Source organism: Peribacillus sp. NJ11, assembly GCF_030348405.1.
In the GTDB taxonomy this organism is placed as follows: domain Bacteria; phylum Bacillota; class Bacilli; order Bacillales; family DSM-1321; genus Peribacillus.
Genome location: NZ_JAUCFO010000001.1, coordinates 2518766 through 2540416, shown reverse-complemented (window position 1 = coordinate 2540416; position 21651 = coordinate 2518766). Strand labels below are relative to the sequence as shown.

Annotated in this window: 23 protein-coding genes, 1 pseudogene and 1 riboswitch; of the genes and pseudogenes, 10 read left to right on the top strand and 14 right to left on the bottom strand. The window is 41.3% G+C overall.

The genetic code is table 11. From position 1 onward, the window contains the following. The first annotated feature begins 151 nt into the window (after positions 1 to 151). Complete coding sequence (locus QUF86_RS12555; protein WP_483313953.1) at positions 152 to 910, top strand: DeoR/GlpR family DNA-binding transcription regulator; 759 nt, start codon at positions 152 to 154, stop codon at positions 908 to 910. A gap of 937 nt (positions 911 to 1847) precedes the next feature. Here the strand turns inward: QUF86_RS12555 and QUF86_RS12550 are convergent. Then, entirely contained in the window at positions 1848 to 2198 is a 351-nt protein-coding gene (locus QUF86_RS12550) for a hypothetical protein (protein ID WP_098372038.1), read from the bottom strand. Positions 2199 to 2742: 544 nt separating this feature from the next. On the opposite strand from QUF86_RS12550, the gene QUF86_RS12545 reads away from it, so the two are divergent. Then, positions 2743 to 2964, top strand: a complete 222-nt coding sequence (locus QUF86_RS12545; protein ID WP_034309346.1) for a DeoR family transcriptional regulator — start codon at positions 2743 to 2745, stop codon at positions 2962 to 2964. Positions 2965 to 3048: 84 nt separating this feature from the next. On the opposite strand, the gene QUF86_RS12540 is transcribed toward QUF86_RS12545, so the two are convergent. Together QUF86_RS12540 and QUF86_RS12535 are read right to left on the bottom strand one after the other, a co-directional pair. After that, positions 3049 to 3771, bottom strand: a complete 723-nt coding sequence (locus tag QUF86_RS12540; protein WP_289334534.1) for a pseudouridine synthase — start codon at positions 3769 to 3771, stop codon at positions 3049 to 3051. Positions 3772 to 3895: 124 nt separating this feature from the next. Next, a complete protein-coding gene (locus QUF86_RS12535) occupies positions 3896 to 5497 on the bottom strand; it encodes a putative polysaccharide biosynthesis protein (RefSeq protein ID WP_289334533.1) in 1602 nt (533 codons plus the stop codon). Positions 5498 to 5702: 205 nt separating this feature from the next. Between QUF86_RS12535 and QUF86_RS12530 the strand changes: the two genes are divergently transcribed. After that, a complete protein-coding gene (locus tag QUF86_RS12530; protein ID WP_289336221.1) occupies positions 5703 to 6968 on the top strand; it encodes a BaiN/RdsA family NAD(P)/FAD-dependent oxidoreductase in 1266 nt (421 codons plus the stop codon). Positions 6969 to 7060: 92 nt separating this feature from the next. Here QUF86_RS12530 and QUF86_RS12525 read toward each other — a convergent pair whose 3' ends face one another. The 3 genes from QUF86_RS12525 to QUF86_RS12515 form a co-directional block, all read right to left on the bottom strand. Continuing rightward, positions 7061 to 7441, bottom strand: coding sequence for an MGMT family protein (locus QUF86_RS12525; RefSeq protein ID WP_289334532.1), 381 nt, complete (start codon positions 7439 to 7441; stop codon positions 7061 to 7063). Further along, on the bottom strand, positions 7410 to 7970 hold the full coding sequence (locus QUF86_RS12520) for an MEDS domain-containing protein (RefSeq protein WP_289334531.1): 561 nt from the start codon (positions 7968 to 7970) through the stop codon (positions 7410 to 7412). The genes QUF86_RS12525 and QUF86_RS12520 overlap by 32 nt, the downstream gene beginning before the upstream one ends. Before the next feature lie 240 nt (positions 7971 to 8210). Continuing rightward, entirely contained in the window at positions 8211 to 8381 is a 171-nt protein-coding gene (locus QUF86_RS12515; protein WP_169803975.1) for a hypothetical protein, read from the bottom strand. Positions 8382 to 8531: 150 nt separating this feature from the next. Between QUF86_RS12515 and QUF86_RS12510 the strand changes: the two are divergent. Next, positions 8532 to 8798: pseudogene (locus QUF86_RS12510) on the top strand (SDR family oxidoreductase); the annotation flags it as partial. Between the two features lie 161 nt (positions 8799 to 8959). On the opposite strand, the gene QUF86_RS12505 reads toward QUF86_RS12510, so the two are convergent. The 4 genes from QUF86_RS12505 to QUF86_RS12490 all read right to left on the bottom strand — a co-directional run bounded on the left by QUF86_RS12505 (position 8960) and on the right by QUF86_RS12490 (position 12109). Next, positions 8960 to 9145: a sporulation protein Cse60 gene (locus QUF86_RS12505; RefSeq protein WP_057913195.1), complete on the bottom strand. Its 186-nt coding sequence runs from the start codon at positions 9143 to 9145 to the stop codon at positions 8960 to 8962. A 65-nt stretch (positions 9146 to 9210) separates the two neighbouring features. After that, positions 9211 to 10293, bottom strand: coding sequence for a tartrate dehydrogenase (locus tag QUF86_RS12500; protein WP_289334530.1), 1083 nt, complete (start codon positions 10291 to 10293; stop codon positions 9211 to 9213). Positions 10294 to 10600: 307 nt separating this feature from the next. Then, positions 10601 to 10912 carry a rhodanese-like domain-containing protein gene (locus tag QUF86_RS12495; RefSeq protein ID WP_148357489.1) on the bottom strand — a complete coding sequence of 104 codons (312 nt, stop codon included), beginning with the start codon at positions 10910 to 10912 and terminating at the stop codon, positions 10601 to 10603. A 168-nt stretch (positions 10913 to 11080) separates the two neighbouring features. Continuing rightward, positions 11081 to 12109, bottom strand: a complete 1029-nt coding sequence (locus tag QUF86_RS12490; RefSeq protein ID WP_289315269.1) for an NADH:flavin oxidoreductase/NADH oxidase — start codon at positions 12107 to 12109, stop codon at positions 11081 to 11083. A gap of 183 nt (positions 12110 to 12292) precedes the next feature. Here QUF86_RS12490 and QUF86_RS12485 point away from each other — a divergent pair, with 183 nt between their 5' ends. Then, entirely contained in the window at positions 12293 to 12736 is a 444-nt protein-coding gene (locus QUF86_RS12485; RefSeq protein ID WP_289315268.1) for a MarR family winged helix-turn-helix transcriptional regulator, read from the top strand. Positions 12737 to 12874: 138 nt separating this feature from the next. Here the strand turns inward: QUF86_RS12485 and QUF86_RS12480 are convergent, their stop codons facing one another. Together QUF86_RS12480 and QUF86_RS12475 are read right to left on the bottom strand one after the other, a co-directional pair. Then, positions 12875 to 13717 carry an aldo/keto reductase gene (locus tag QUF86_RS12480; RefSeq protein ID WP_289315267.1) on the bottom strand — a complete coding sequence of 281 codons (843 nt, stop codon included), beginning with the start codon at positions 13715 to 13717 and terminating at the stop codon, positions 12875 to 12877. Between the two features lie 193 nt (positions 13718 to 13910). After that, positions 13911 to 15116 carry an MFS transporter gene (locus QUF86_RS12475; protein ID WP_230176687.1) on the bottom strand — a complete coding sequence of 402 codons (1206 nt, stop codon included), beginning with the start codon at positions 15114 to 15116 and terminating at the stop codon, positions 13911 to 13913. Between the two features lie 187 nt (positions 15117 to 15303). Here QUF86_RS12475 and QUF86_RS12470 point away from each other — a divergent pair, with 187 nt between their 5' ends. The 3 genes from QUF86_RS12470 (at position 15304) to QUF86_RS12460 (ending at position 17538) form a co-directional block, all read left to right on the top strand. Continuing rightward, positions 15304 to 15675 carry a winged helix-turn-helix transcriptional regulator gene (locus tag QUF86_RS12470; RefSeq protein WP_063232600.1) on the top strand — a complete coding sequence of 124 codons (372 nt, stop codon included), beginning with the start codon at positions 15304 to 15306 and terminating at the stop codon, positions 15673 to 15675. Between the two features lie 372 nt (positions 15676 to 16047). Further along, a complete protein-coding gene (locus QUF86_RS12465; RefSeq protein ID WP_289334529.1) occupies positions 16048 to 16359 on the top strand; it encodes a hypothetical protein in 312 nt (103 codons plus the stop codon). Positions 16360 to 16398: 39 nt separating this feature from the next. Further along, on the top strand, positions 16399 to 17538 hold the full coding sequence (locus tag QUF86_RS12460) for a CAP domain-containing protein (RefSeq protein WP_289334528.1): 1140 nt from the start codon (positions 16399 to 16401) through the stop codon (positions 17536 to 17538). 62 nt (positions 17539 to 17600) lie between these two features. On the opposite strand, the gene QUF86_RS12455 is transcribed toward QUF86_RS12460, so the two are convergent. Further along, the gene (locus QUF86_RS12455) at positions 17601 to 18794 is read right to left on the bottom strand and encodes a nucleoside transporter C-terminal domain-containing protein (RefSeq protein ID WP_289318309.1); all 1194 of its coding nucleotides are present in this window, start codon (positions 18792 to 18794) and stop codon (positions 17601 to 17603) included. Between the two features lie 176 nt (positions 18795 to 18970). Further along, a riboswitch (purine riboswitch) is annotated at positions 18971 to 19074 on the bottom strand. Between the two features lie 268 nt (positions 19075 to 19342). On the opposite strand from QUF86_RS12455, the gene QUF86_RS12450 reads away from it, so the two are divergent. After that, entirely contained in the window at positions 19343 to 20047 is a 705-nt protein-coding gene (locus QUF86_RS12450) for a DUF421 domain-containing protein (protein WP_289315264.1), read from the top strand. A gap of 173 nt (positions 20048 to 20220) precedes the next feature. Here QUF86_RS12450 and QUF86_RS12445 read toward each other — a convergent pair whose 3' ends face one another. Then, positions 20221 to 20967, bottom strand: coding sequence for an alpha/beta hydrolase (locus tag QUF86_RS12445; protein ID WP_289315263.1), 747 nt, complete (start codon positions 20965 to 20967; stop codon positions 20221 to 20223). A gap of 308 nt (positions 20968 to 21275) precedes the next feature. Here QUF86_RS12445 and QUF86_RS12440 point away from each other — a divergent pair, with 308 nt between their 5' ends. After that, the gene (locus tag QUF86_RS12440) at positions 21276 to 21596 is read left to right on the top strand and encodes a PadR family transcriptional regulator (RefSeq protein WP_289334527.1); all 321 of its coding nucleotides are present in this window, start codon (positions 21276 to 21278) and stop codon (positions 21594 to 21596) included. The last annotated feature ends 55 nt before the right edge of the window (positions 21597 to 21651 follow it).

The following is a 21651-nucleotide window of genomic DNA, read 5'->3' as shown; positions in this document are numbered from 1 at the left end:
TAAATATTGAACACTTTATTACCAACTTCATACTAACTTTTGACCAATTAATGATATTTTTATCATCTACTTGTTGAATATGTTCGCGGTAAACAGTACACTTAACATGAATATCAGGAAGATAGATATGAAGAATAGGCGGGTGAAACTTATGCTTCCTCTGGAAAGGCAAAAGAAGATCATCGAGTTATTAACGATTAGAAAAGTCATGAAGATTGCCGAGCTTACTGAAGAAATGCAAGTTTCCATCGAAACCATCAGAAGGGATATAAACCTTCTTACAAGGCAAGGAAAAATAGAAAAGATCTATGGCGGCGTTAAGTTGGTTCAATCGAAGTTTGGAGAATCGACGATAGATGAACGGATGTTCAGTCAATTAGAAGAAAAGGAATCCATCGCCCAAAAATGCAGTGAGTATATCAACGATGGTGATTGCATTTATATCGATAGTGGTTCGACAACCTATCAAATCGCTAAATATATAAAACAGAAAAAGAAACTGACTGTGATAACCAGTTCGATCCCTGTTGTAAATGAGCTCATTCATAGCGATATCGAGATATTGATCATAGGGGGGAAAGTGAGGAGAAATGAACAATCCATTGTTGCATTTGACTACTTATTCAACTTTAGTGAATTGAATATTTCGAAAGCATTCATTTGTGCTAGTGGCATAACCATTGAAAAAGGCATCTCCGACTATAATTTAGAAGAAGCGAACACACGAAAAAAAATCATTGAATTATCCCAAGAAGTCTATGTTGCCGCTGACAGCACCAAGTTCGGGAAAGACGTGACCATCGGGATTTCTTCACTGGATAAAATCGATTACATCATTACCGACGATCATTTACATATAGATTTCATCTCTTCGTTTAAAGAGACCGACACACATTTGATTCTTTCTTAATAGTCGAAAAAACGGGAACTATACAGTAGTATAGTTCCCGTTCAGTTTATAGACAAAAGGAGTTCGGCGAATGTCAAATACAGTTGGAATGAAGGACGTTTAACAAGTCTAATTTTGGCGATCACCTTCGGGGAAATCAATAACTGCCAGACTAAATGATGTTCAGGGACCAATTGGCCCAAAGGCACACCCTTAACACAACGTTGATTTCCCCTCCAGGCACTCGCTTTCCGCGGACGGTCCGGGAAGCCTCCTCGGCGCTTTTGCGCCTGCGGGGTCTCCCCTGGACGCGCTTTTCCCGCAGGAGTCTCGTACCTTACGTTCCAATCAACTGGAATGCTTTTTTTTTAAAAACTGCAGGTAAACTCGCTTTTCTTTGAGTTTGTCGACCTAATGGGATTGGTCTCATCCCGAATCCCTTTCATGATTACCGAGGGGATTTTTACTACATTTTTAAAACAAAACTTGGATATCCTTTATGTATTTTTAATGTTTTATATGATGAAAACTCTCTGAATTAAAGAAATTTGCGACACTCCTGCCGAATTACTGGCTAGCCGAGACGCAGGCGCTTGCGTCAAGGAGGCTCGGCAGACAGTCGGCGGAAAGGGAGCGCATTTCTGAAATCAACTGGAACGTTTTCTTGAGGGTTTGGAAAATTCAATCATTGATTTAAATTTTGATAGAAATCACCTAAGCAAATAACATATCCTATTTAAAGTTCCTTTCATGCAAAAGCAGCCATTCCTTTCTCCATAAGCCACCCGCCCGCCTATACTGCTGCAGAAAGTCCACACATATGCTTACGTTTATATCAAGATGAATTTCTACTGGATCTCTGAATTTAAAGGAATGGTTGTGCTGGGTTCTCGTTAATGGTTCCGGACAAATAAAAAAATGCCCTTTCATACTGAGGGCATTTTCATAATCCAATTTATTAATTTACGAAAAGATATAACTTTCTATGATATTCCACAAATGCCTGCTGGTCCTTTTCCGTGTAGTCCATCCACTTCACTTTCTTGCATCTTTCCTCTAATCTCTCATTCAACTCATCTTCTATTTCATTCATGAAACGAATGATTTCCCCATAAGGCATATTGAAATGACGGGCTGCGAGCCTGGGCGGAGAATGCTTTACCAGCAATCTCATGAATTGATCGACCGTGTCCGCCTTCGAGGCAAGATAATCTTCCTCATTCACGATGAATTCATACACTTGTTTTTTCACGCCAGAAAGTCTGGTCACTTCGTCGCGCAATAAAAACTCCATTAATCTTTCGTTCATATGGCTCTACCTCGAATTTGTTTATATTTACATTCTTTTTAGATCATGTATGAAAAAGTTATACTGCCCTCAACACCTCATTATGACATCGTAACCCCAAGCCATCAAGCAATTCCTGTATCCACACACAAACCGTAACTGTTACGATTTATGATCCTTTTTAAGTAAAGTAACATGTATATGCCTCTTAGTCAACGTTCGAGCTGTGTGACATCCCTTTATGCATATTTAGAATCGTTTATTGGCAAAATATGAGTATGAACAAATGGAACAACACAATCTTATTAATTTTTATATATGTAAAGAGAATAATTTTGTTAAAATTTGATATAATAAATGTAATATTTAGTCAATTAGCATCTTTTTATAGAATTTGCTTTTGTAAAGGAGTAAAATGATGCTAATGACATCTTATTTTTTCCAATGTTTCCGAGGAGTTATAGGGTGGGTATAGCAAGTACATAGTGACAGCTGAAATGCTGTCCGACATATCGGTTGTTTTCATTTGTTCAAAATAACAATGAAAAGAATAAGGAGTGATTTTTTGAAACCTTCAACAAATCGCATGTTAACCCGTATTAAATCCGTTTATATGTTCATCAGTAATAACGGTACGGTTTCTACTCAAGAGCTTGTAGAAGAATTTGGCATCACTCCTCGAACTGTGCAGCGCGATTTAAATGTCTTAGCATACAATGACCTTGTTCAAAGCCCAAGCCGTGGCCTTTGGACGACAACAAGTAAAAAGGTGAAGATGTCATCGTAAAAAGAACGACCACCCGAACGAGATCGATATGTAAAATACTTTGAGGCGGACAATATTTGTCCGCCTCATTTTTTATGCCTATATTCATTCAGCAGGCTGGCCCGCCTTTAACTGTTCAAGCTCTTCCGTCGTTAGCTCACGGTACTCACCAAGCTCAAGCTCCTCATCAAGCTGTAAACTTCCCATGGAAAGACGCTTTAGGTAGACGACACGTTTGCCGACGGCCTCAAACATCCGCTTCACCTGATGGAACTTTCCTTCCATGATCGTCAGCTCGATATCCGATGTCAGACCTGATTTTAAAATATTCAATTCACCTGGTTTTGTTTCGTACCCATCATCCAAGGTCACGCCGTTGCGGAATGCCTCAATATCCTCTTCCGTCACTTCGCCATCAATGACCGCAAAATATGTTTTAGGGACATGTTTCTTCGGGGAAAGCAATTGGTGGGCAAGCTTTCCATCATTCGTGATAAGCAATAACCCTTCTGTGTCCTTATCCAGACGGCCTACAGGAAATGGCTCGAATACTGAATCCTCTGGCTCCAAGATGTCGATGACCGTTTCTTGGTGTTTGTCTTCCGTTGCCGACAATACGCCTGGCGGTTTATTCATCATTAAATATATGAACTCCCTATATTCAACCCGTTCATCATGGACGGTCACGATTTCCGTATCAGGGTCCACTTGCTCTTTCGGATCCTTCAGCACACTTTCATTGACCTTCACGGCGCCGGATTTCAGGAGCTTTTTCACTTCTTTCCTGCTGCCATAACCAATATTGGATAAAATCTTATCAATTCTCATCGTTTCCTCCTAAAGCCTTTTCAGTAAAAAGCCTTGCCCACTTTAATGACAGGCAAGGCCAATATATTTTTAATCTGGGGATTCATTTTATCATACCCTTTTTTTTACATATCAAACTTCTATCTTATAATCCCAATTTAGCTTTTAACCGATCGATCCGGGTACCGAACAAACGATGGGCAAGTTTGCTTTTCAAGGAAAGTGCCGCATAAATGAGCGCTCCAAAGATTGCACAAATGGCCACGATCAAAATCGCTTGAAAGCGCCCTTCCGTTGTAAGCCACAGCGATAATAAACTGTTCATGCCCCATGCAGCCAGTCCCATAATTATTGAAAAAACAGAGATCAAAACAGATCTTCTGATGGTAAGGCTGTAACGATATCCAGTAAAGTAAGTAATGACATACAAATTCAGCAGTACAGCAGCCAAGTAGCCGAATGCCGTGGCATAAACGGATCCTTCCGTTTCAAACAACTTGATCATCGGGATATTCAAGCTCAATTTGATTAAAAAGCCAACAAGCAGGCTGAGCACCGTATATTTCTGCTGATTGATGCCTTGTAAAACGGCCGCCGAAACGGAAAAAAGCGCAAACAAGATGGAAACGGGCGCATATGCCTTCAGGACGCTGATTCCAAGTGGATCATGGCTGTAAAATGCACTATAGATTGGGTCGGCCAGTACCGACATGCCAACGACCGCAGGGATCGTAATGAACAACAAAATTTGAAAGGCTTGGTTAAGCTGGCGGTTTAACTCTTCCGAATCCTCGCTTACATAAGCCTTCGTCACCGAGGGCAGAAGCGCCATCGAAAACCCGGTTGCAAGGGTCATCGGAATCAAGACAAGCTTCTGGGCATATACATTCAACACCCCAAGTGCATCTTCTGCGACATGCTGCAGCCCGATGGCCGACATCGCCTTATTGAAAGACAGCAAGTCCGCCAACTGAAACATTGGCATCGCGATTCCGACAAATATGAAAGGAATCGACGAAAGAAATATTTCTTTATAGATTTCCTTCAGGGAAATGTCCATCGTCCCCCGGTCTTTCTTCATCAAGCTGTCTAAATGGGGTTTTTGTTTTTTCCAATACCAAAATAACACCACTAAACCGCCGACAGCTCCGACCGTCGCCGCGAATGTAGCCATTTGGATGGCCTTCACTAACTCTCCATCCAAGACATTTAAAACAACATACACCCCGGCCAGAAGGAACACGATGCGGACAATTTGTTCGACAACCTGCGAAATGGCTGTTGGTTCCATCGCTTCATGACCTTGAAAGAAGCCGCGGATGATACTCATGAACGGTACAAAAATCAAGGCGAAGCTGACTGCCCGTATGATCTCCGTGACATCACTGACATCTTCCTTCTTGACCCCGAAGACTCCAGTGAACATCGGTGCCATGGTATAAAGAACCAAAAAAGCGAGAAAACCGGTGACAACCATTAATTTCAGACTCGATTTAAATAACTTCTCACCGACGGCGTATTCCTCGAGCGCATTATACTTCGAAATGAATTTAGAAACAGCAAGCGGCATGCCTGCCGTTGCAAAGCTAATGAAAATGGTATATGGAACGTACCCATATTGATAGAGGGTAGCCCCTTTATTCCCAACCATATGTTCAAATGGGATGACGTAAAATAAACCAAGTACCTTGGAAATAATCGCTCCCAGCGTTAATATAAAAGCCCCTTTTAAAAACTTAGATGACATCTAATCCCTTCCTGCCTCTGTCAGTTACGTTTCACACGCTCTTTATCTTATCATATTAAAGTATTTTTTCTATAGAAAACTACAATCAAGTTTATCGTTTTCGAAGATAATACACAAACAAATAATCCCTTTTTTTCTACATTCGCAATCTGAAGGGCACTTGCTATATAATGAAGGGACTGAAAATGATAAAGTGGTGATCAATTTGAAATATGATGTAGTGGTAATTGGCGGCGGTCCTTCCGGATTGATGGCAGCAATAGCGGCCGGGGAAAAAGGGGCCCATGTATTGTTAGTGGATAAAGGCGAGAAGCTTGGCAGGAAACTTGCAATCTCGGGCGGCGGACGCTGCAACGTGACGAACAGGCTCTCAATCGATGAAATCATTCAGCATATCCCTGGAAACGGGCGATTTCTATACAGTGCTTTCTCAGAGTTCAATAATGAAGACATTATTCAATTCTTTGAAAAATTGGGCGTGGCCCTCAAAGAAGAGGACCATGGCCGGATGTTCCCGGTCAACGATAAAGCGCAAAGTGTCGTGGATGCCCTGCTGACGCGCCTGTCGAATTTAAAAGTAACGATCTATAAGAACTCCCCAGTTGCGGAAGTTCTCTATGAACATGGAAAAACAAGCGGTGTCCGGTTAAAAGATGGACAGACCATTGACACGGATGCAGTCGTGATAGCAGTCGGTGGAAAATCAGTTCCTCACACCGGTTCAACCGGCGACGGCTACGCATGGGCTAAAAAGGCGGGGCATACGATTACCGAACTGTTCCCAACTGAAGTTCCCGTACTAAGCCATGAAACATTCATTAAAGATCGGACGCTTCAAGGTCTCGCACTTCGGGATGTTTCATTGAGTATCCTTAACCCAAAGGGCAAGGCCCTGATTACACACCAAATGGATATGCTCTTCACCCATTTTGGCGTCTCCGGTCCAGCTGTTCTAAGATGCAGCCAATTCGTCGTGAAAGCGATGAAAAAATGGAACCTATCGGAAGTGACAATGAAACTCGATGCCCTTCCGGACAGAAACAAGGAAGAGGTTTTTCAAGACATCATGAAGGAAATCAAAGCCGAACCGAAAAAAGCCATTAAGAACACCTTAAAAGGTTTAGTTCCTGAGCGATACCTTCACTTCCTGCTTGAGCGTAGCGGCATCGACCTTCAAGAGCAAGGAGCGACGATATCAAATGAAAAAATCCGCCGCTTTGCTGAACTATGCAAGGACTTCCAATTCGGAGTACACGGCACCCAGCCGCTGGAAAAAGCCTTCGTCACGGGCGGCGGCGTATCCGTCAAAGAAATTCACCCAAAAGAAATGGCATCCAAACTAATGGCTGGACTGTATTTCTGCGGTGAAATCCTGGATATACACGGATACACAGGCGGCTACAATATCACCTCGGCATTAGTAACCGGAAGACTCGCCGGAATGAATGCTGCCATATATGCCCGTTCATAATTCTAAAAGAGGCTGATCCATTTGAATCAGCCTCTTTTAGATGTGATTTCGCATTTCCGGCGTAGGCGCACTTTTTTCGGCCACCGCCTCTTTTATTCCGGCATTCCGTTAAAAAGTTCTGGATGATAGCGAAAAGCTTCGAGGTCAATGGTATTCCGTTTCGTGAATATGACGCCTTCACTCTCGAGCATCGCTTTCTGGTGTTCTGCGGCGCCGTCCGCTTTTATGCCGATTTCGCCTTTTGCATTGATTACCCGATGCCAGGGAAGGTCGTGTTTTTTGCTGCTTGAATGAAGGATCCTTACGACCTGCCTTGCACCGCGCGGACTTCCGGCGAGCTGTCCAATTTGACCATATGTCATCACTTTACCGGAAGGGATATGTTGAATGATTTTAATCACCCGTTCAGTAAAACTCTCCAAAATACTTCTCCCCTTTGTTCTATCCGTTAGCCAAAATCGTAATATTTTCATCGGTTACCAGGACCCCATGATGCTTGATCAAGTTTGCTTTTAGCTCGGAAGGCACTCTGCAGTCATCGTACGCACAAACAGAAATCAATCCTCGTTCATTGATCAATTTATCGATTCCTTTTTCATATTCACCTATTGCTACGCTGACTTGATCGTCATGGCCCCATTCAACATGTCCCCATGTCCGCACGAGTTGATTTCGTTTAGAGTATGTATCGATATTTTCCAAGAAATAATTAACCATCGTCGAAGGATGGAAGTCTCCATGAAAACAATAAAAATCAAAATTATTAATAAGATGCACTTTCTCCAATTGCTCCTCATTTAAATGAAGCTGCAATTTTTTATACACCAAAGGAAAGATACGGTCATTTTCGACGATCAGGATGTGGTCTCCCTGTTCAACACCCGCAATGATGAATGTTGCTTCATTTTCTATGTAGGCTTCCAATTCATTAAAACAGTATAAGATATGGCCCCCATCCGATTGCTGTATAGTTTCTATTAGTTGTCTCATATTGTTATCCAAAATGGATCTCCCCTTTAAATACACCAGTTCGCACTATGTATTATGTTTAACTTTACCCATTATCTCTGTGTTTGTAAAATTCATAGAGTAATTTAATTGGTTTTTCCTAATTTATACCTACTATCTTTTTTGATTGGGAAGTCGAACTGAGGCTGCTTCAAGTCCACTCATCAAAAGACCAAGGCAGCCCAATTCAGCAGACTCCGTTCTTAAATGCATTTTCCTTTTTGATGCACGTACCTAAATCACAGGATAATACGGCACATAGCGCGGGTTATAATAATAGGGCGGTCTTGGTCCTATGAGGGGCAATTCAAAGGTATTTGGGTTGGAATCATATAACAACTCCACTTTTTCATCGGATTGTTCGACCAATAGCAACTTCACTTCTTCACTATAATAATAGGGCATATAGAGGCCTCCAAAAACTTTTTTCTCCCCATCAGCATATTTGAAACTGCACGCAACGAGCCCGTACCCAAACATGTTCTTCATGCACGGCATTTACCTGATCGACATAAAGTAATCCGACTAAATTCTTTTTTAGGAGGGCTCCCCATGGCCAACATTGGTTTTACCCGTGCCTTGGCAAACAGTCTTGTCGATCAAGGCATACGGGTGAACGCCATTGCGCCTGGAAGGTTTTGGACACCCCTCATCCCGGCAAGTTTCTCGGCAGACGAAGTGACACAGGTCGATAACCCGATGGAGCGTCAAGGCCAGCCATTCGAACTGGCTCCCACCTTTGTCTATCTCGCTTCCGATGATTCCCGTTTTGTGACAGGACAAACACTTCATGTCAACGGCGGGGAAGCTACATCATCCTAACTTTCCACACCGAATAATTCTCCCTTCCCTGAAACTCAAGAGGTTTTGGGAGTCCACTTTCTTGCATTCATGGAAAAAGACTACCTTGGTTTGCCCGCCTTGCAGCAATAGGTAGTCTAATGTTGATTATATGTACGGATAAAGGTAGGGCAAAGCCCCCTTTATTTTTTCTTATAGATGATCATCGCACTAAAACAGTAAATCTGTTCCTCTTCCTCTTCACCTGTAGTGGCGACATTGTACTTGATATCGACGATTTGATTATCACGGATGTCTTCCAAGAAAACGTTCATTTCATCCTCTAGATCCTTTTCATGCTCATAATCGAATAATTTAACTTGAATCATCGGCTTTCCCCTGCCCTTTTACTATAATGATAGTTATTGTGCAGGATGCCCATTTTTCATGAGGATTATACTCGGTTTTTTTGTAAAGCGGATAATAATGCAACCACTTCATCCCCGACTTCTTCTGTAGAGGCTACCCCGCCCATATCGGGTGTCAGCGACTTTTTATCGACCATCACCCGTTCGATCACGTCCAACACTTTTGCTCCCCAATCCTCATGCCCGAAGAAATCGAGAATCTGACTGGCGGACCATATGGCCGCAAGTGGATTGGCGATGCCTTGATGTGCAATATCCGGGGCTGAGCCATGAATCGGTTCGAACATTGAAGGATAAATCCGTTCCGGGTTTAAATTGGCTCCTGCTGCCAGACCCATCCCCCCTGCAATGGCCGCACCTAAATCCGTGATGATGTCACCAAACAAATTGGAAGTGACAACGATTTGAAATCGTTCGGGCTGTTTGACAAAAAACATGCTCGCCGCATCGACCAGATAGGAATTCGTTTCTACATCCGGATACTCCTGTCCGACTTCTTCAAAAACCTGATCCCAAAAGACCATTGAATAATTCAATGCGTTCGCCTTGCTTATACTCGTTAGCGTCCTTCCTGTCTTACGCGCCAGTTCATACGCATAACGGATGATTCTCTCCGTTCCTTTTCGTGAAAAGACCCCAGTCTGCAGTACGACTTCTTCTGGCTTGCCTTTAAAAAGCCAATCACCGGCACCGGAATATTCCCCTTCACTGTTTTCACGGATGACAACCATATCGATTTGGTCACGAGTCACGTCTTTTAATGGACAAGGTGCACCTTGAAGCAATTTGACTGGTCGAACATTCACATATTGGTCAAATTGCTTTCTGATTTTCAGCAGGAGTTCACGTAATGAAATATGATCCGGGACACCAGGATAACCGACCGCCCCAAGATACACGGCGTCAAACTTCATCAGTTGTTCCAGTCCGTCGTCGGGCAGCATTTTGCCGTGCTCAAGATAAAATTCACAGCCCCATGGGAAATATGTGAACTCGAAAGAAAAATCCCCGGCAATTCCAGCCACTTCTTTAAGGACCTTCACACCCTCATTAATCACCTCAGGACCTATACCGTCACCCGCAATGACCGCTATTTTATGAACATTCATTCTTCAACTCTCCTTTTTCTATATTTTCTGATTTCAACAACCTAATTTTAACATATAACGTATGCTTCCCAGGCCCTAATGGAACGCGTACAGGTGAACGGCAAAGTTTTATCGAAAATGTCCATAACGCAGAAAAAAAGCCCTTTCATGATGAAAGGACCTTTTTTTCACGCCTTCAAAAATGCGCGTCTTTCCGCATATTCACGGCATTGTGAACAAACCGCGATCTTTTTTCTTTCTTCATTCAGATATGCCGTAACATTCTTGGATTTTCGCTTACAAAAGTAACAGGTTTTTTTGAAAAACTTCACTTAACGATGACTTCGCCGTCCCACTCAAGCATTCCGCCAACCATGTTTGCCACTTTATATCCTTGTTCCTGAAGATAATGGCATACATTTTCACTGCGGCGTCCAGAACGGCAGATAAAAATATATTCTTTTTCTTTATCAAAATAGTCAAGATTTTCCGGGATATCATTCATGCGAATATGCTTCGCGCCTTCGATCATTCCCTCTTGCACTTCTTCGTCTTCACGAACATCGACAAGTTCCATCGCTTCGCCTGCCTCAAGCTTGGCTTCCACTTCTTCAGTTGTAATGATTTTGATTTCTTCCATAATTAGCACCTCGAATTAAGTTTGATTTATCTTATTCATTATAACAAAATTTCCAGATAAACATCACGTAATGGATCCCCTGATGAAATTTCCCCTTCGATAATTTGAGTCTAACTAAAAACGCCAGCGAATATAATATTCGCCGGCGTTTTAAGGAATAAATTTGTATCAATGCTTGAATGCCAGTTGATATTGTTTAGGGATCTCCGTTTCTTTATTCAAAGCTTTAGACGCTTCAAGTGCCCAGTAAGGGTTTCGCAGCATCCCTCTGCCTACGGCAACCAAATCCGCTTCTTCATTACCAATGATTGAATTTGCAAGAATCGGATCATCTAATCGACCTACAGCAATCACCGGAATATCCAAAGCTTTTTTGATTTCCCTGGCCAACGGCGTTTGATAGCTGGCATGCGTACCAGGTCTTCCGTCTGCTCCAATCGGGCCTTCTCCTCCAGAGCTTACATGGAACATATCCACGCCTGCTTCTTTAAAGACTTTTGAAAATGCAATGCTTTCTTCAAGACCATATCCGCCTTCAACGTATTCCTTTGCAGAAATGCGCATGATTAAAGGCATGTCGGCAGGCATTTCGCTTTTCACTGCTTTAATGACTTCCACTCCAAATTTGGTCAGGTCTTTTCCGTATTCGTCTTCACGTTTATTCGTAAGCGGTGATGTGAATTGGTGGATTAAATACCCGTGTGCACCATGTAATTCAATTACGTCAAATCCTGCTTGAACAGCCCTTCTGACGGAAGCACGGAATTTATCGACCATTTCCTTTACTTCTTCCGTTTCTAAAGCTCTTGGTGTTTTAAACGTTTCATCAAATGCTATGGCTGATGGTGCTACCGGAGTTTCGGCATCTTGCGCTTTACGTCCTGCATGGGCAATTTGTATCCCTATTTTTGCTCCGTATTGATGTACTTCCTTAACGATTTTGGAGAAAGCATCAATTTGATCGTCGGACCATAATCCAAGATCGCGATTCGAAATACGTCCATCAGGCTCTACATCGGTCATTTCCACTATAATTAATCCTGTGCCGCCAACTGCCCTGCTTACATAATGCTGCTGATGCCAGTTTGTCGGGATACCATCTTCCGCTTCGACGGAGTATTGGCACATCGGCGGCATGACGATCCTATTTTTAAGTTCAAGTTCATTTATGCGATAAGGTGAAAATAAATCTTTCATATTTTTATCTCCTTTTTTATATAATGCATGCACATGCATTTATATCATCTGGATAATACTGTGTCAACTAATCAGATTCCCCGTAACACCCGAAGCTGTCATTGTAAACGCTATCGTCTGTTGGTACACTTCAGTTAATATGTGTTATATTTAATGGAAGTAAGCAGAGGAAGGCGAATATAAATGTCCAGTGAACAGAACCTTATCAATACATGGCTATCGTTTACACGTGTTCATGCCGAGCTCTCCAATGAGCTTGATCGAATGCTGCAAGCAAGACACCAAACGACTTTAAACGAATTTTATGTTCTATTATTTTTATCGAAAACACCAGAAAAAAAACTGAGGCTCCTCGAATTGCAGCAATTGGTCGGATTAAGCCAAAGTGCGATGTCCAGGCTGTCTGTTAGAATGGAAAATAAAAGCTGCGGTGTCATCCAAAGGCTTGGATATGAAGACGACCGTCGCGGTGTGTGTGCGATCATAACGGACCGCGGTGAGGTAAGGCTTCAGGAAATCCTCGATACCGTTAATGAAACATTGGAAAAGTCCTTAAAAAACAGTGATATTGACACAGCACTGAAACTATTCGTGGATGCAAAAAGCGGTCTCCAGGAGAATGAATGAATCAGTGGCGATGTATGATGTGAAATTTTGTGCCCCATTCAATTTGAGGCCTTTTTTGCATGTCCATCCCCTCCAATGCGAATATCCAGTAAAAAAAGGAGAAAGACGGATAGGTCCGTCTCTCTCCTTCTTACATGATTAAAAGTCGAAATTATCAGGATCTGGACCTACACGGTGATTTTGATTCAATCCATCAATCTGGTTCATTTCTTCTTCCGTCAATTCAAAATCGAATACAGATGAGTTTTCTACAATGCGATGTTCTTTAGTGGATTTTGGAATCGTTACAATCCCATTTTGTAAATCCCAGCGTAAAATGACTTGTGCAACAGACTTGCCATGGTTGGTCGCAATTGCTTGTAATACTTCATTATCCAGCAGTTCACCTTGCATCAAAGGAGACCATGCTTCAAGTTGTATTCCTTGTTCCTTACAAAATGCCTGAACTTCTTTTTGAGTTAAACGCGGATGGCATTCTACTTGATTGACCATCGGCTTCACTTCTGCATCTTTCATTAAATCTTCAAGATGGTGAATCTGGAAATTGCTCACACCGATCGCTTTCACTTTTCCTTCTTTATAAAGAGTTTCCAACGCTCTCCAAGCTTCTTTATATTTCCCTTCCACTGGCCAATGGATAAGATATAAATCCAAGTACTCCAAGCCAAGTTTCTTTAAGCTTTTTTCGTAAGCCGCGATTGTTGATTCATATCCCAAATCAGCATTCCAGACTTTTGATGTTACGAATAATTCTTCCCTGGAGATTCCAGCTTCTTTCAATCCCTCACGGATCCCTTGTCCAACCCCTTCTTCATTTTCATAAATGGCAGCCGTATCGATACTGCGATAACCATGTTTAATGGCCACTTTAACTGCATTTACCAGCTCAGGTCCTTCTTCCACTTTAAATACGCCCAATCCGAACCAAGGCATTTTAACGCCGTTATGCAACGTTGTTGTATCTTGTAAATGTTTCACCATTATCACTCTACCTCCAAATTTTTTCTTCATTGTTTTTATAGATTGTAATGCGCTTAAGTATCAGTATCATTACATCCCTTCAAGGAACCTTCCACATTCGCTGAAGGGATGCAATGATACTAGGGTTTTGATACTCTATACGCTTTTCAAGAAATGGAACATGCTTTTTCTAACATGCATCACTTTTTCATTCCTATGCTATTTTGTCAGTTCCCTTGGTACGGTCTTTACTTTCCAAGGCCCGGCTCAAGCCTGTTAAAATCACTGCTGCAAACACCATGACTCCACCTATCCACGCCGTATGGATCAGTCCGATCGAATCGGTAATCACCCCTCCTAAGTAGGCACCAATGGCGATTCCCGCATTGAAGGCGGCAATATTGATGGCTGACGCCACGTCCACTGCACTCGGCACGAAACGCTCCGCTAACATGACGACATAGACTTGAAGCCCTGGAACATTCATGAATGCAAACAATCCCATTAAAATGATCGTAATTAAACCAGCTATCTTAAACGGTGCCGTGAAGGTCAAGACCACCAGTACAATGGCTTGTATAAGAAACATATAGAATAGGGCATTAATAGGATTGCGATTGGCCAATTTCCCGCCGAGAGTATTCCCTATCGCTATGGCTACTCCATATACTAGCAAAATCAAGGCCACAGTTCCTTCTTTAAACCCTGTTACTTCCTGAAGTAATGGCGACAGGTACGTGAAGACAACGAATGTACCTCCGTATCCTAACGCTGTAATGATGAATACTAACAGCAATCGGCCATTTGTCACCAATTTGATTTGGTCACGGAACGTGGTCCGTGCAGCTTTTCTTAAATCGGATGGGACAAGGATGCCATTCCCGATGAAAGCTATCAGGCCGATTGCCACAATGATGATGAAAGCGAATCTCCAGCCAAATTGCTGCCCGATGAAGGTTCCAAACGGAACTCCGGTCACCGTTGCCACCGTTAGACCTGTGAACATGATGGCGATGGCACTTGCCCTGCGGTTTTCAGGGACCAAATCAGCCGCAATCGTAGCGCCGATCGACATGAAGATACCATGTGCAAGCGCTGAAATGACACGTGCGATCAATAATACACTGATCGTGGTCGCAGAAGCCGCCAATGCATTTCCGGCAATGAACACGACCATGATCCAAAGCAATAAAGTCTTTCTCGACATATTCGATGTCAGGGATGTAAGGATAGGTGCCCCGAACATGACCCCCAAGGCGTATAGAGATACCGTCAACCCCGCCGTCGTGACTGTAATGTGTAAATCTTTAGAAATGAGCGGTAATAATCCCACGCTGATGAACTCGGTTGTTCCAATCGCAAAGGCGCTGATCGCTAAAGCGAGCAATGCCCATGTACTTCTATTTTTATTTGAAATCATATCCTCTTCTCCTTCTTGTTGTTTTGTACTATCATTGAAATTGCCTTAGCAACTTTTTTATAAATGGTACAGTGGAATTCGGTGTACAAATGTTATTATGAGATATAATACAAATAAAAAACAGTACGTACTTTAAAGTAATATAGGTACCTTAAAGTTCCTATAAAATAAGGAGAGTATGCAAATCATGCAAAAAAAGAAGTACAATATATCCGTTGAAGCGACACTGGAAGTACTGGGCGGGAAGTGGAAATGCGTAATCCTCTGCCATCTGACCCACGGAAAAAAGCGGACTAGTGAATTGAAGCGCCTAATGCCAAACATCACCCAAAAAATGTTGACCCAACAATTGCGGGAGTTGGAACAGGACGGTGTCATCAATCGGATCGTTTATAACCAAGTCCCCCCAAAAGTGGAATATGAACTAAGTGAGTATGGACAAAGCCTCGAAAGCATCCTATCCGCACTATGTACGTGGGGGGAAAATCACATTACTAGAGTGTATGGAGATAAGTTTTCCGTTCTCGAGGAAAGTGTATTGAATGATCAATTGAAGTAATTCAACATAAAAAAACGGAGTCCACTAAGGGATTCCGTTTTTTTTGATGAACCATCAATCATATTTTTTGTTTATAAAGAATTCTCCTAATTTAACTACGGGAGGTATGAAAATAAGAATTAAAGCTAGCTGAGTTTTTTTATCCATAAACATTCCGCCTTAATTTATCATAAATGCAAATATATAATTGGTGTGCATGTAAATAAAATTTCACTAAGAGTCACCCGTTTTATTCCTCTCTTACTTTTTGGTATAATATGTAATACCATTTGATATCCAAACTCTTTTATCTGATCAAGCAGGAAGTGTTGATCACTTAAAGTTTTTATTTTGTAGACGAATGAGTATAATGGTGAAACCAGGGAGTGACATATGAGGGTCTTATTAGAATTGATACGCATCATATTAATATTCGGGATAGCCGGATCGATCATTTCGATCATTGTAAACGGCATATATATAAACATGGGAGTTAATATGAATCAGTATGGCTGGCTAGGCTCGATAGCAATACTCATTTTATTGTTTGTCTGGTATAGAAATAAACTTCAGTTCAGTGGCTGGTATTCGGGAAAAGGGAAGGAAAAGCTTCCAAAAACGGCATCCCGAATACTCATCATGTGTTCACTCTTTTTTTTATGTGCCCCACCTGTTTTAAGTGTGCTGCAAATGATCTTTCAATAATCGGGATTCTATATCCCAGATAGAGCAGGAGTGAACGATTTGCGAAAATTGTTTAATAGTCTGGTTCTCATACTCCTACTCGGTGGATTTTGGTATGGATATGGTAAAGATATTCAGGAGTCTGGATTCAAGGCGGGGGTTGGTTCCTTTGCATCCGATGTTCGCACCTTTATAAACGGGCCCGAGGTTTCAACTGCCTTGGAAAAACTGAGTGCTGGAGTCAGCAACCTGATAAGTTCGCTTAAGGAAACATTGGATACCGCTTCGGAAAAAGAACCGCAGGAATCGGAAAAAGTGAAAAAACCAGCACTGGAAGCACCTGCTGATGCATCCTTTTCAGTCCGTAATATTGAAATAGGCGACACGAAGGATGCCGTAGAAAAACTCGCTGGTGAAGCAAAGCGGAATACGCGGAATGAATATGGCGTGGACTGGTTCACCTATCACGAAAATTATCAAAACTTTTTCATGGTTGCCTACGATACCAACAATAAAGTTGTTGGTTTATATACGAACCAAGATTTGATTTCCTCAAAAGAAGGGATTAAACGCGGTACCCCTAAAGAAAGTGTGACAGGGAAATTGGGGGAGCCTGTTACGAAATTGCTTAAAGGAAACGTCTATTACCAGATTCGAAGCGATGGGGAATACGATATGTTTGAAATGGATAAGAGCTATGTAACCATTTTTTACGACAAACATGAGAAAAATACAGTCACATCGATCCAAATCATCGATGCAAACCTTGAAAAGCAAAAGAGCAGCTATTTTGCAGAAGCCAGCCCCGGGTTAAAGAAAGGCTTTGAATATCAATTATTCGATTTGACCAATGCATCACGGGTCAATCATAATCTCTCCGTGCTTTCATGGGATAAACAAGTGAAGGTCACTGCACAGGATCACAGTAAAGATATGGCCGTGAATCAATACTTCAACCATACAAACCTTGAAGGAGAATCCCCGTTCGACCGGATGGAAGATGACAAAATCAATTTTCGAATGGCTGGGGAAAACCTGGCTGCCGGTCAAAATAGCAGTATCTTTGCCCATGAAGGCCTGATGAATTCCATTGGACACCGGGAAAACAAATTACAGAAGGATTTTCAATCCCTCGGTGTCGGAGTTGCCTTCGATGGTGAAGAAAAACCATATTATACGGAGAACTATTTAAGGAAATAAACAAAAAAAGCTGTGCATGGGGAAACCTGCACAGCTTTTTTTCTCTTGTTTTTAATAAAATATCACCAAACGAACAATCCAACGACCATGGCACTTAACAAGGAAACAGCCATCCCGCTAACCAACAGTTTCCAAACATTCCTTCCGATAATGTTCGATTTCTCATCATTGAGGATGGAATTGAATGTTCCATAAATCATGCCCACTGTACTGAAGTTGGCAAATGACGTCAGATAAGTGACAGCCACAGCAACTGTATGCGGAGGCAGTGTACTGACTTTATCTTTTAAATCGAGCAAGGCAACGAACTCATTCGTGGCAAGCTTGATTCCCATCAATTGAGCGACGTACATGGCATCATGTCCAGATAGTCCAAGCAGGAATGCAAATGGACTGAAAATGACAGAGAAAATCTTTTGAATGGTCAAGCCATCCACAAAGAAACCGAAAATGCCGTTTACGCTGGCCGTTAACGCCACATAACCGATAACCATGGCCATGATGACGAAGACCATTTTGGCCCCAACCAGCATACTGTTAGAAATGGTGGAAAAGAAATCTTTACGTTCCTCTTTAGAAGGTACATAAACGACGTCTTCTTCTTTACTGACATCGACAGGATTTAGCATGTTAGCGATCAGCAAGGCATTTAAGCAGTTCAAGGGTATGGCTACAAAAACATAGGTTGCCGGTACCATTGATAAGTAGGCTCCAATGATTGAACCACTGATGCTGCTCATGCTCATGATTCCAAATGTCAAAAGTCGCTGATCTTTAATCGCACTAAGTTGAAGGCGCAGAACGGCAAGTGCCTCGGTATTCCCAAGGAACATCATCTGAATCGAAAAGAAACTCTCCAGTTTTGGCAAACCGGATACTTTTGAGATGAGCCATCCCACTTTGTCAATGATCCAGGTAAGTATACCGAAATACGATAAAACATCAAAAAACGTGATGATGAAAATAATTGGCATCAATGCGCTGAAAAAGAAATCCACTTGTTCATTTGCCATTAATGAAGGAAAGACAAAAGAAATCCCTTCATTCGCACATTCAATCAACCAGGTGAAGAAGGAAGCGATCAGATTAATGACCCACGCCCCTATTTTAGTCGATAACATGAACCATGTGATAAGCAATTCAAGAACCAGCAAGGTAAGAATGGCTTTCCACTTAACGTTCCTTTTATTAGGTGAACAAAGGTAAACGATGCCCATTACAACTAAAACACCTAGTACATTCAATAAGAAATACATGCTTTCATCCCCTTTGGATATATTATTTCCCATTCATTTTCTTTATATAAAAAAGCCCTTACCTTTTTACACTTTCAGCCGCAGGAAGAAAGTGTGAAAAGGTAAGAGCCTTCATTGAAACACTAGATGCTGGATCAAACTTTTTAACTGAAACCAACATAAACCTGTTCATCTCTTCTATTTTCATACTTCCTTGTAGTCCGGCATTATTACGGCTGCCAGGTAGAAACTATCAGACCATTGTCACTGATACTATACAAGGATATTTTTAAAATAAATTTCTCTAGGAAAGATATCATTTTAAAGCAGTTTATTTTCAATTACAATACGTTTTACAATTGTTATATTAATATAAATTTTTCGAAAACAGTTAAGAAAGTCTCCTAGGGTCCAATGTTGGGTAATACTTATAAAGGAGTTGGCTTAAGTATAAACGGCCCCATCTATAGAGGACTTTAAATAACCTTCACAGTTGTGATAATCCTTGCTTCAATTCATCATACTAACTATTACATCTCCTTTATAGGAAATAAGGACGTGAATTTTTTGTGGATTTTTTTAATAGCCAGGAAACTCTTACTGCAATTCAGTGGACTTTAAGAGCCATTATATCCTTCTTCTTCTTACTTTTTTCGGTTAAATTGATGGGGCAACGGTCCATTTCCCAGTTAAGATTACTTGATTTCATAATGGCATTAATTATTGGAAACATTCTTGCCCACCCTTTGTCTGATGAACAGTTAGGTTTGAAGGGCTCAATGATTACGACCTTTGTTTTAGTGATTTTATATATAATTAGTGTGTTTACGGGTCTTAAGTGGGGCAAACTCCGAAGGTTTTTTGACTCCGCCCCCTTTCCACTTATCGAAAATGGACAAATCATTTACAAAAGCTTAGCAAGGGCCCGAATCTCCATCGATTTTTTATTATCGGAATTAAGAAAAGAAAAAGTCGAAGATATTCAAAAAGTGTCCCTCGCACTATGGGAACCGGGTGGTACCATTTCATTGTTTTTAGATCCACAATATGAAGCGGTAACCCCAGCAGATATGCATCTAGCAACAAATGCCTTCACTTTTCCTAAAACGATCATTAAAGAGGGGCAGATTGATTTTAAAGAATTAAATCGAGGCGGAAAAGACGAAGAATGGCTGAAAAACAGAATCAAAATAACATACCATGCGGATGTAAACGATATTTTATTAGCAACTCTTGATAATAACGATAACTTAAAGGTCTTTTTCTACAAATAAATACTTGGAGCTTAAGAGTATAACTTATTATAGTCAGGCCCTAATTGGCAGCCCGATTTTCCCAAAATAAAATCCCCTCAAGATGGAAGTGTAACACCTACATATAAAATGTCGGCTTTTACACTTTCAAACTTAAAAGGGGATAATATCACATTCATGCCTTCAAGAAAATATTACTCCGACCAATTCAGAGTATTTAAGAACTTGTACACATCCTCATAAACCTGCTCACGTTCTTTACCTAATGTGATTATATGACCAGAGTTTTCATACCATATCAAGTGTTTATGCTGCGTATCGACTTCATTGAAAATCGCTGTAGCACTATTCGTATAGTCAGGATCATCCAAGCGCCCTTGTAAAACAAGAGTTGGTGATGTGATTAGATCTAAATTTTCACCCGTCTCATTTATTACATTCACCACATCTTTCAGTGAAGTCATCGGGTCTTCTTCCAACAGCTTCACTTCTGCAGCAATTTGGTCAGCATCTTTGCCTTGAAACTTCTTATAGGCCTGTGCATAATTGAGCAAGCGGTTTTTTTGTCGATCGCTACTTTTTCCTTGTGTCGGGGCACACATTGAAACTACGCCTTTTACAGGAAGTTCAATTCCCACTTTCAATGAGAACAATCCTCCTAAAGAAATTCCAATAACAGCAATTTCCTCGTAACCTTCCTCTTTAAGGAATTTATAGCCATTGACTACATCTTCCCACCATTCCTTTGGACCTGTTTTAGCAAGTTCCTCGGCTGATACTCCGTGCCCTCTATAAAGAGGCCCGTGACTAGTATAGTCGCGATCATGCAGGTATTTCCCTAATTTCTTCATATCTCCTGTACTTCCGGTAAACCCGTGAAGTAAAAGAACAGCTCTATTTCCACCTCTGTATGTGAATGACTCAGGTGCTTTCACTTTCATCTTTCTAGGACCTTCTTTCTACTCTTGTTGATAAATAGAATCTAAATGATTTTCAAAAAAAAATCAATTAATACCCCTTGAGTGGGATTTCTTCTATCCTATTCCGTATTTTCATTAAAACAATTAAATCATGTATATAATATCCTTACCACACGCTTTACAACTCATCCGTTCCGAAGCACATTTTACTATGATTGATTTTATTTAGCAATCGTCATTTAACCATTTTTTTTAAGAAAAGTAAAATGCACCTTGTGTTACGATGCACAAAGTATTACACTTTTAAAATGAAAAGGAGGCGATTTTATTTGGATAAAGAACTAATGAAGGGAAGCATTGACCTCCTTTTGCTTTCACTTCTTTCACAAAAAAAGCTATATGGCTATGAAATCACAAAGATTTTGAGAGAAATGAGCATGGGCAAATACGAAATCAGTGAAGGCACCCTCTACCCCGCCCTTAAACGGTTGGAAAAAAAGGACTTCATAGAAGGCCATTGGAAAGAGTCCGAATCAAGTCGCAGGAAATATTATCATGTCACGGAAACTGGACAAACCGAACTTGAACGGAAACGGAAATGCTTTTTCACCCTGGAAAAGTTAGTTCGGAAAAGCGCAGAGCAATTCTGACCAAAAACAAGATAAAAAGCTTCCTGCACCCATGATTGGAACGGTGGAAGAAGCT

Bases quoted from the DNA above. Each gene is read 5' to 3' on its own strand.
- QUF86_RS12525 (WP_289334532.1), bottom strand. From the start codon at position 7,441: ATGAAAATATTACGATTTTGGCTAACGGATAGAACAAAGGGGAGAAGT.
- QUF86_RS12490 (WP_289315269.1), bottom strand. From the start codon at position 12,109: ATGAAAGATTTATTTTCACCTTATCGCATAAATGAACTTGAACTTAAA.
- QUF86_RS12515 (WP_169803975.1), bottom strand. From the start codon at position 8,381: ATGCCCTATTATTATAGTGAAGAAGTGAAGTTGCTATTGGTCGAACAA.
- QUF86_RS12475 (WP_230176687.1), bottom strand. From the start codon at position 15,116: ATGATTTCAAATAAAAATAGAAGTACATGGGCATTGCTCGCTTTAGCG.
- QUF86_RS12505 (WP_057913195.1), bottom strand. From the start codon at position 9,145: ATGATTCAAGTTAAATTATTCGATTATGAGCATGAAAAGGATCTAGAG.
- QUF86_RS12550 (WP_098372038.1), bottom strand. From the start codon at position 2,198: ATGAACGAAAGATTAATGGAGTTTTTATTGCGCGACGAAGTGACCAGA.
- QUF86_RS12445 (WP_289315263.1), bottom strand. From the start codon at position 20,967: ATGAAAGTGAAAGCACCTGAGTCATTCACATACAGAGGTGGAAATAGA.
- QUF86_RS12555 (WP_483313953.1), top strand. From the start codon at position 152: ATGCTTCCTCTGGAAAGGCAAAAGAAGATCATCGAGTTATTAACGATT.
- QUF86_RS12480 (WP_289315267.1), bottom strand. From the start codon at position 13,717: ATGGTGAAACATTTACAAGATACAACAACGTTGCATAACGGCGTTAAA.
- QUF86_RS12485 (WP_289315268.1), top strand. From the start codon at position 12,293: ATGTCCAGTGAACAGAACCTTATCAATACATGGCTATCGTTTACACGT.
- QUF86_RS12535 (WP_289334533.1), bottom strand. From the start codon at position 5,497: ATGTCATCTAAGTTTTTAAAAGGGGCTTTTATATTAACGCTGGGAGCG.
- QUF86_RS12540 (WP_289334534.1), bottom strand. From the start codon at position 3,771: ATGAGAATTGATAAGATTTTATCCAATATTGGTTATGGCAGCAGGAAA.
- QUF86_RS12495 (WP_148357489.1), bottom strand. From the start codon at position 10,912: ATGGAAGAAATCAAAATCATTACAACTGAAGAAGTGGAAGCCAAGCTT.
- QUF86_RS12470 (WP_063232600.1), top strand. From the start codon at position 15,304: ATGCAAAAAAAGAAGTACAATATATCCGTTGAAGCGACACTGGAAGTA.
- QUF86_RS12465 (WP_289334529.1), top strand. From the start codon at position 16,048: ATGAGGGTCTTATTAGAATTGATACGCATCATATTAATATTCGGGATA.
- QUF86_RS12455 (WP_289318309.1), bottom strand. From the start codon at position 18,794: ATGTATTTCTTATTGAATGTACTAGGTGTTTTAGTTGTAATGGGCATC.
- QUF86_RS12500 (WP_289334530.1), bottom strand. From the start codon at position 10,293: ATGAATGTTCATAAAATAGCGGTCATTGCGGGTGACGGTATAGGTCCT.